At 39.5% G+C, this 9107-nt stretch carries 4 protein-coding genes; 2 read left to right on the plus strand and 2 right to left on the minus strand.

The window, feature by feature from the left end; translation table 11 throughout:
• Positions 1-4 precede the first annotated feature (4 nt).
• A complete protein-coding gene (locus CXF64_RS00420) occupies positions 5-4507 on the plus strand; it encodes an EAL domain-containing protein (protein WP_101216018.1) in 4503 nt (1500 codons plus the stop codon).
• Between the two features lie 16 nt (positions 4508-4523).
• Here the strand turns inward: CXF64_RS00420 and CXF64_RS00425 are convergent, their stop codons facing one another.
• Positions 4524-5477: an ion transporter gene (locus CXF64_RS00425; protein ID WP_010553301.1), complete on the minus strand. Its 954-nt coding sequence runs from the start codon at positions 5475-5477 to the stop codon at positions 4524-4526.
• On the minus strand, positions 5477-8146 hold the full coding sequence (locus tag CXF64_RS00430; RefSeq protein ID WP_101216019.1) for a bifunctional acetate--CoA ligase family protein/GNAT family N-acetyltransferase: 2670 nt from the start codon (positions 8144-8146) through the stop codon (positions 5477-5479). Before CXF64_RS00430 ends, CXF64_RS00425 begins: the two co-directional genes overlap by 1 nt.
• 114 nt (positions 8147-8260) lie before the next feature.
• Here CXF64_RS00430 and CXF64_RS00435 point away from each other — a divergent pair, with 114 nt between their 5' ends.
• Positions 8261-8977 (plus strand): SIMPL domain-containing protein, encoded by a 717-nt coding sequence (locus CXF64_RS00435; protein WP_024590673.1) that lies wholly within the window; start codon positions 8261-8263, stop codon positions 8975-8977.
• Positions 8978-9107: the final 130 nt, after the last annotated feature.

The following is a 9107-nucleotide window of genomic DNA, read 5'->3' on the forward strand; positions in this document are numbered from 1 at the left end:
AAGCATGAGTAAATGCGTTAATGGGATCATTAGTTGCTTTGTAGTTTTAATAACTATCCTAAGTTGCCAAGTAGGCGCACAAGTAAAACGTTTATCTCCAAGCGAAGGCTTATCGCAAAGCTACGTTAATACAATGCTTATCGACACTAATGGTTACCTTTGGCTTTCTACTGAGGCTGGGCTTAATCGTTATGATGGCTATCAAGTTATTCCAATAAACGGCCCTAATGGTGAATTAGAAGAAGCGATCATTGATCGTATTTATCAAGACCCTCAAGGGCACATTTGGATTGCCTCGTTACTTGCAGGCCTATTTAGGTACGACCCCGTAACAGATTCATATCAGCAATTTCTAGAAAAACCTACCAGTGAAGAAGAGATTATCAATCAGTCTGTGTTTAGTATGGTGGCCGTTGATAAAAAAACACTTTGGATTGGGCGAGGCCGCGACTTTGCAAAGCTTGATATAGCAACCGGAAAAATCACAACTATTTTTGAGCTTCCGGCTAAATATAAAAATACCCTTGTGAGAAAGCTATTTGCTTACAATGGTTATATATTTATAGGTACAAGCCATGGCGCATACGTATTTGATATTGCTACAGAGCAAGTTAGACCCCTGCAGCACTTAAAAGGTGAAGCTGAGCATATTTACCAAAATAATGTTAAGTCGTTCGCATTAGGTGAAAATAAACAGTTGTTAGTAGGGGCGGTCCAAGGTTTATACGAAGTTGATATTAGTAACTTATCAAAAATGTTTGAACGCCCAGATTTACCTTTTGAAAGCAAGGTAATACTAAGCGATTTAAATGTGTGGAGCATAGTAAACGAACACGGAAAAATAGATTTAGCTACCGATAAAGGTTTGTTTAAATTTGATTTAAACACCGGGGAGATGATTAAAAACACTCGAATAGCCCAAAGTAAGTACACACTTGCCGATACCAGTATTATTGATATGGCAAAAGATAAATCGGGTGGTACGTGGGTTGCGACTAAAACCGACGGTGCGTTTTACTTATCTCATGACAGCTATCATTTTAATAATGTCGATGGCACTTTGCTCGGGGGGGATGGTTTATCGCATCACTCTATCTGGGGAATTACCGAATATAAAGACAAGCTTTGGCTTGCAACGCATAACGGTATTACCGAGGTTGATTTAAAAACAAATATTGGTAAAGCTTATTTAAAAGATTACAAAGTCGACTTACTCACCACTGAGTTTACCGTATATGAAATAACGCCTTATAAAAATAATTTATGGCTTTATACAAATCGTGGTTTGTTTATTTTTGACCCTGTAACGCATCAAGTTAGTGAACCTAAAGTACATAACCCTGCTAATCAGGAGCTAATTACCGGTAGGGTACATGGCGTTACATTAATGCCAAATGGCGATCTATACTTTGTGCACTCAGATCATGGGGTATTTATATACAATATAGATTCTCAAGTAATAACGCGTTTGGGTGGTCAGTTTGATCAATTTGAACCCTTTTTAGCCCATGGCTTTTTACCTGCGCTGAGCAATAAACCAGATTCACCATTATTTTTTAATGCCGGTATTTTATACCAAGTAAACCCAAGTGATTTAGCACTTAAAATGATTTATAAAGTGCCAAAACAGCATGAAAACGTAGCCATTAGTGTGCTTTCTTACTTAATTGATAACAACAATATATTGTGGATATCACTTTCTAATTTCGGCTTAATAGGCCTTGACGCATCTACTTATCAATTAGTCCATACAATCGATTTAGAGAGGAATAAATTAGGCACTCTGCTATACGATATGGTGCTAGATGATGATGGCATGATCTGGATGAGTAGCCATAAAGGCATTTGGCGATTAAACCCAGAAACACTTCATTTTCAGCAATTTTCTACATCAGAAGGGCTACTCTCTGCTGAGTTCAATAGCAACGCCATGGCACAGCTTAAAGATGGCCATATTGCGTATGGTAGCTTAAAAGGTTTTACTTATTTTCATCCAATGGAAAACCAAAACTATCAGTCGCTTATTGATCACGTAAATATTACGCGAGTTGATTTAATGTCACGAGATTTATCGCTTGATTTAAAACAACCGCTCAACGAGGTTGTGTTAAACCATGATGATATAGGGCTTGAAGTTGCATTTTCGGCCATGGCATTTAGTAATCAAGAACGCATCATTTATGAGTATCAACTCGATAACGGACAAAAAAGTTATACCCGAAATAACAACCGTGTATTGTTTCCAAAATTGAATCCAGGTAATTATCAATTAAAAGTTTGGGCTAAAGACCCCCTGACTGGCGAATATACCTCGCCTGCTATTTTAAAAATAAAAGTAAAGTATCCGCTTTGGCGTGCACCTTATTTTATGGTGCTTTACGGCATGCTGTTTATTGGCTTTGTTGCTATGTGGGTTATGCGCCGTAATAAAATTCAGCGTATTTTATTGGCAGCAAATAAAGAAAGTAAAGAAAGCGAAGCCCGTCTAAAGCTAGCGCTTGAAGGTAGCGAATCGGGTGTTTGGGATTGGGAATCAAGCAATCCAAGTATTTATCAACCTCGCTTAGCGAGTGAGTTAGGCTACGAAAATGAAACCGTGAGCCTTGATGAATATTTATCTAAAATTCATCCGCAAGACAAACAGCTATTTCGCTTAGAGTGGCTTGAGTTTTTATCTACCGATAAAGGTTACTTTAATTGCACCTACCGCCTGCGCCATGCAAAAGGCTATTGGCGCTGGTATAAGGATTTTGGAAAAGTAGTTGAGTGGGATGATAAAACGCCACAAAAAGTAGCGGGTACCTACACAAATATGACCCGTGAGATGGTGTTTGAAGAACACGCTTTACTATTTACGGCAGCATTTGAGCAAACACGTGATTGGGTGTTTATCCTCGATAAAAATTTAAATATTCGGGCTTCTAATAAATCACTGCAAACTGCCTTTAATTTCTCTGCTGAGTCGTTATCTAGTCGAGCATTAAATTTAGGTATATCGCGCAGCAATCGTTTTGATTATTTACGCATAATGCAAAAGCTATCTATTGGAGAACACTTTTCGTGTGAAGACAGTGTAGTTTTAGCAAGTGGTGAGTCGCGTCATGTACTTGTGAAAATAAGTGCAGTGGCCGATAACGAACAGCGCCTTAATAGTTATGTCATTATTTTAACCGATATAAACGCACAAAAATCAGCCGAAAACGAGCTGCACTTATTGGCCAACTACGATGCCTTAACAGGGTTGCCAAATCGTACATTATTTAATGACCGCGTTGAACACGCCCTTGAGCAAGCAAAATTTCACGAATGTAAAGTCGCTTTATTACATATAAATATTAAGCGTTTTAAATACTTTAATGACTCTTTGGGGCATGCAGTTGCTGATGAGCTAATTAAAGAAGTCGCTGAGCGTTTAAAATGCTCCTTGCGTCCATCTGATAGTGTTGCTCGATTTGGTGGCGATGAATTTGTAGTACTGGTGGAAGATATTCAGCAAATCGAACAAGTACTCATTATATGCACTAAGTTGATGGATTGTGTGAATCAAAATATTACGATTAATGGCCAAGTTGTAAACGTTAATTTAAGTATTGGTGTGTCTATATCACCAGATGATGCACAGCAAGGCTCTGCGCTTTTAAAAGCTGCGAGCATAGCGTTATATCATGCAAAAGACTCTTTAGAGGGGCGTTATCAGTTTTATAAGCAAGAGATGAATCAGCATGTTCAAAGAGCGTTGCATCTTGAGTCTCAGCTAACTAAAGCGTATCAAGAAGAAGAATTTTGTAATTACTACCAGCCTATCATTAACGCTGAAAGTCAAAAAACAGAAGGCTTTGAAGTACTGCTGCGTTGGCCTGAAAATAAGCTTGTGCAAACTCAAGAGTTTTCGGTGGCAGCAGAAGGTATAGGTCTAATTACAAAAATTATGCTGCAGACTTTTGCGCGCGCTTTATTGGAGCTAAAAGAGTGGCGAAAAGCCTCACCTAGCCTGTATTTATCTATCAATTTATCGGCTCTTGATTTTGAGTTTAAAGACCTTGTTCCTGAAATTAAAAAAGCGTTAAGTAATTCAGGAGTATCGTCTGAGGCAATTGTTTTTGAAATAACCGAATCAATATTAATGCGTGATTCAAAAGAAGCGCTACACAGCATGGAACAACTTAAAAAGTTGGGCTGTAGATTGTATATGGATGATTTTGGTACAGGTTACGCATCGCTTACTTATTTAAAGCGTTTTCCTATTGATGTATTAAAAATAGATCGAAGCTTTGTACAAGATATAGGCATAGATTCTGACGATGAAGCTATTATTCAATCAATACTCGCGCTTGCAGATAGTTTAGGTAAAGAATGTGTAGCTGAAGGCGTAGAAAGCTCGCACCAACTCACCTTTTTAAAGGCGCGAGGATGCATGCATTTTCAAGGGTACTTATTTAGTAAACCGGTACCTAATACCGAAGTACTCCCGCTTATTAATCGTAATTGGAGTGATATATTTAATTAATAATAGCAGTACTTATTTAAGGCCTTTTACCGCAGTGCCTGCAAAACAAATGGCTATTATGCTCATTCAACTGCGTTTTAATGGCCTTATTAGCTTCTAGTTTACTCAAGCCTAATTTATAGCGTAGTTCTTCTAGGTGTTCTTGTTGAGTATCATTAAGAGTGCCATCTTGAATTTGTTCATGTACGGCATCTTCAAAAAATTGGCGGCGTTTACGTATTTGTTCTGAAAAACTAGACGCCAGTAAACCGGTAGGTATCGCAACCATTCCCATGCTCAGTAGTGTTATAACACCGCCGAAAAACTTACCCAATGGCGTTATAGGTACTACATCGCCATAACCAACGGTTGTTAATGTTGCCATTGCCCACCACATAGCCGCAGGAATAGAGCCAAATTTATCGGGTTGTATGTCGTGCTCAATTAAGTAAATTCCGCATGAAGCTAAAATAAGCACGACGGCCATAATAAAAAAAGCAGCCATTAATGAACTACCTTCATCGTTAAAGGCTTTTAAAAGTAGCTGCATGGCGCGTGAGTAGCGAGTGAGTTTAAATACCCTTAATAGTCGGAGCACGCGTAAAAAACGTAAATCGAGAGGAAATAAAAACATCATTAAGCTTGGTAAAATCGCAATTAAATCAACAATTGCCAAAGGAGAGAAAAAATAGCGAAGCCGACGTTTGGTATGAGATCCTTCCATTGCTGCATATTGTGTTTTATCTACGCAAGCCCAAAGCCTGGCTAAGTACTCAATAGCAAAAATAGCGACCGAGACAATTTCTAAAACTAAGAATTCGTTGTAATACTGCTCTGCCACACTTGGGATTGACTCAATAACAATGGCTACAACGTTGATCATTATTAAGCTAATGAGTGCAATATCAAGAATATGTCCTGCTCGATGGTACTGGCCTGTGCCTTCAAACAGGCAAGCCATTTTTTGTCTTAAAGTGTGTGGTTCATTCATTATTTAAGTTTAAGTACCATATTAATACTGCCTTCTTCAAAGTCGCGACTAATTTTAAAACCTAACTTACGGGCAAGCTCAATCATCCCTGTATTCTCTGGTAAGGTTATGCCTTCAATCGATTCCACACCTTGGCGTTTACAGTGGTTAATTGCTGCACTCATTAGTATGCGACCAAGCCCTAAACCTTGGCAATCTGAGCGTACTACAATGGCAAACTCAGCATGCAGGTTATCGGGGTCCATAATGACGCGAGACACACCTAATGTGCGAGTTTTACCTTCAAAGCGTTGGCAAACAATAAACGCCATTTCACGGTCGTAATCAATTTGCGTCATTTTCGCGAGTTGATCGTGGTTAAATTGTGGTAGTTCGCCAAAAAAGCGTTTATATCTGTCTTCTTTATTAAGTGACTCGTCAAATGCTTTATGAGCTTGTTCATCTTCTGGCTTTATTGGTCTGAGCGTAGCTTGGGTGTCGTTTTTAAGTGTTACCACTTCAACAAGTTCTATAGGGTAGGGACGAATAGATAAGCGCTTACGATTGCTCTGAGTTTGATAACGGCTAAGTGTCATGGTGGCATCGAGCACTAAAAACTGTCCATTACTGGCAAGTATAGGATTAAGTTCCATTGAGCTTATGTCAGGTTGATCAATAACTAACTGAGAAATACGCGTTAGCAGTGCACACAAACGATACTTATCAACTTTTTCGGGTAATATGCGCTCCTTTAGTACGCCTTTATCGTGCGCTGCGGCAATTAAATACTTTGCTAAGTTCATATTTAGTGGAGGCAGAGCAACGGCGGCTTGCGCATATTCAAGGCCGGTGCCTGCTTCACCTAATAATATAACAGGACCAAAATTAGGCTCGGTTTTAATTGCAATTCGCAGCTCATTTGCGCCTGCTCGCGGCGCCATTTTTTGTAATGAAAACCCTTCAATAACAGCATCCGGATAAGTGTTTTTAATACGGATAAGCATTGCAAAAGCGGTTTGTTCAACCTCGTTGGCGTCGTTTAAGTTAAGCACCACACCACCTACTTCAGACTTTGAAGCAATACTTGGGCTAATAAGTTTTAACGCGACCGGAAAACCAAGTTCTATGGCTTGCTCTCTGGCTTCTGTTGGGGTGTAAGCCACCTCAGTTTGAATGCATGTAATACCATAGTGATTTAATACTTGGCTTGCCTGATGGGTAGGTAAGTAGTTTTGTCCGTCATCTAAAAACTCATTAATAAGCGCTTTAGCTGCTACTTTATTTATTTTTGCGTCATCTGTATTCGACTCAGGTGTTTGCGTTAAATGCTTTTGGTTACGGCGATACGTTACCAAGTGCATAAACGCGCCAACAGCACCCTCTGGTGTTCTATAAGTTGGTATTGCGTTGTTTGAGCACACTTTTCTGGCGGCGTAAGATGCGTCTTCACCCATAAAATTAGTTATAACGTAAGGGCGTGCCATTTTGGGTAATGTTTGTAAGGTTTCTACAATAATGTTGGCGTAGTCTTCGCTGGGCGCAAGCGCTGAGGGAGTATGGATAATCAGTAAGTTTTTAACTTCTTTTGCGTGCAGTAAAATTTCTAATGCTTGCTTATAACGCGCAGGTGCTGAGTCGCCAAAAATATCCACAGGGTTTGAGGTGGTTTCTGATTGCGGAATAACTTTATTTAGCGCATTTCGGGTTTCAATGCTTAGTTCTGCTAATTTACCGGAGCTTTGAATTAGCTCATCAACGGCCATAACACCCGGGCCGCCACCATTAGTTAAAATTGTCAGTTGCTCTACTTTTAATAATTTTGGATGCATGGCGAGTGTTTGTGTCGCTGCAAATAGCTCTCGTAAATCATTTACGCGCAGCATACCCGCTCGTTGAAATAACGCATCGTAAACAGCATCAGAGCTTTGCTTTCCACCGGTGTGAATTTCGGCTGCAAGTGCGCCTGCACTTGTTTTACCTGTTTTAATTGCAATTACAGGTTTACTAAAGGCCGCGGCTCTTGCTGCTGATATAAAGCCACGAATATCTTCAATGTTATCAATGTAGAGTAAAATAGCTTTGGTTTTAGCATCACGACCTAAAAAGTCGAGTAGTTCATTAAAGTTTATATCAAGGCAATCACCTACCGATACAAAATATGAAAAGCCAATTTCTTTGTTTTTAGCCCAATCTAAAATGGTTGAGCATACAGCTGCTGATTGCGATACAAATGCAATTTTACCTGGGCTCGCCACGGTATGTGAAAAGCTCGCATTTAAACCAATATGAGGGATCAGCAAGCCCAAACAATTGGGTCCAAGCAAAGTAACCTGTTTGGCTTGAGCGCATGCTTTAAGTGCGCTTTTTTGCTCTCCAGAAAGCCCATCTGCAATAACAATAGCCGTTTTACAGCCAAGCTCTCCAAGCTGCTCAATAATATCAATTAAGGTATTTTTGTTAGTACAAATAACAGCAAGGTCGGGTACTTTTGGTAAGTCAGCAATAGAGGGGTAAGCAAGTACGCCATGTACTGCGCTATGGCTTGGAGTAACGGGCATTATCGGCCCTTTAAAACCGCCTTGAAGTAAGTTGCGCATAACCACAAAACCAGCACGAGTTGATATATTAGAGGCACCAATAACGGCCACTGAGCTTGGGTTAAAAAACTGGGTAATGCGCTTAAGGCTCATGGTTTTTCCTAGGCTGATTAAATTTTGCGTTATTTATAGTCTCAATGTACCCTGTTTACTGTGTTATTTCGAGCGTCTAGATGCTTATTATTGATATCAATCAAGGAGATTATTGTGAATAAAACCCCCGGTTTTTACATTGTTATAGCGGCTATTTGTTTAAGTATAGGCTTAATTAGCTTAGGGTTTATTTTAAAGAGCACAGCTCTCAGTGTAAAAGAGATGGAACGTACTGTGCAGGTTAAGGGATTGGCCGAGCGAGAAGTTATAGCCGATACGGTAATTTGGCCTCTGCAATTTAGTGATGCCGACAATAATCTTGAAAAATTAGTCAGCCGAGTTGAGAAAAAAAATGATGCTGTAACTGCTTTTTTAAAACTGCATGGTTTTGACGACGATGAAATAACAATAGGCAGCCAGTCAGTTATTGATAAGCAAGCACGTGAATACAGTAATGAAAATCAGCAATTTAGATACATAGTGCGCTCAAATATTATTGTTTATTCTGATGCGCCAGATAAAGTGCAAAACGCGCTGAGCAAAGTGAGCCAACTTGCTAAACAAGATATCGCAATAGTGCAGGACAGCTACGAAACAAAAGTTGAATATATTTTTACTGGCCTCAATGATGTAAAACCTGCGATGGTGCAAGAAGCAACTGAAAAAGCGCGTGAAGTCGCTAATAAATTTGCTAAAGACTCTAATTCAAAATTAGGCAAAATAAAAACAGCTCGCCAAGGGCAATTTAGTATCAGTAATCGAGATTCAAACACACCGCAAATAAAAAATATAAGAGTGGTAACCAGTGTTGAATATTATTTAAATGACTAGGGCCTGTTGACTTTTCAGGATTAAAATTTGTTCAATCTAGGGGCCGATTTAATCGCGGCGTGAGGTTTGTAACCTAGCGGGCTAAGTAAAAACCGAGCAACAAAGAGTAAATTGCCCCTAGGCAGAACCC

The sequence above is a fragment of the Pseudoalteromonas sp. GutCa3 genome (assembly GCF_002836155.1).
GTDB lineage: Bacteria > Pseudomonadota > Gammaproteobacteria > Enterobacterales > Alteromonadaceae > Pseudoalteromonas > Pseudoalteromonas arctica.

Excerpts from the sequence above, each read along its gene's own strand:
- CXF64_RS00420 (WP_101216018.1), top strand. The coding sequence starts at position 5 with ATGAGTAAATGCGTTAATGGGATCATTAGTTGCTTTGTAGTTTTAATA.
- CXF64_RS00425 (WP_010553301.1), bottom strand. The coding sequence starts at position 5,477 with ATGAATGAACCACACACTTTAAGACAAAAAATGGCTTGCCTGTTTGAA.
- CXF64_RS00430 (WP_101216019.1), bottom strand. The coding sequence starts at position 8,146 with ATGAGCCTTAAGCGCATTACCCAGTTTTTTAACCCAAGCTCAGTGGCC.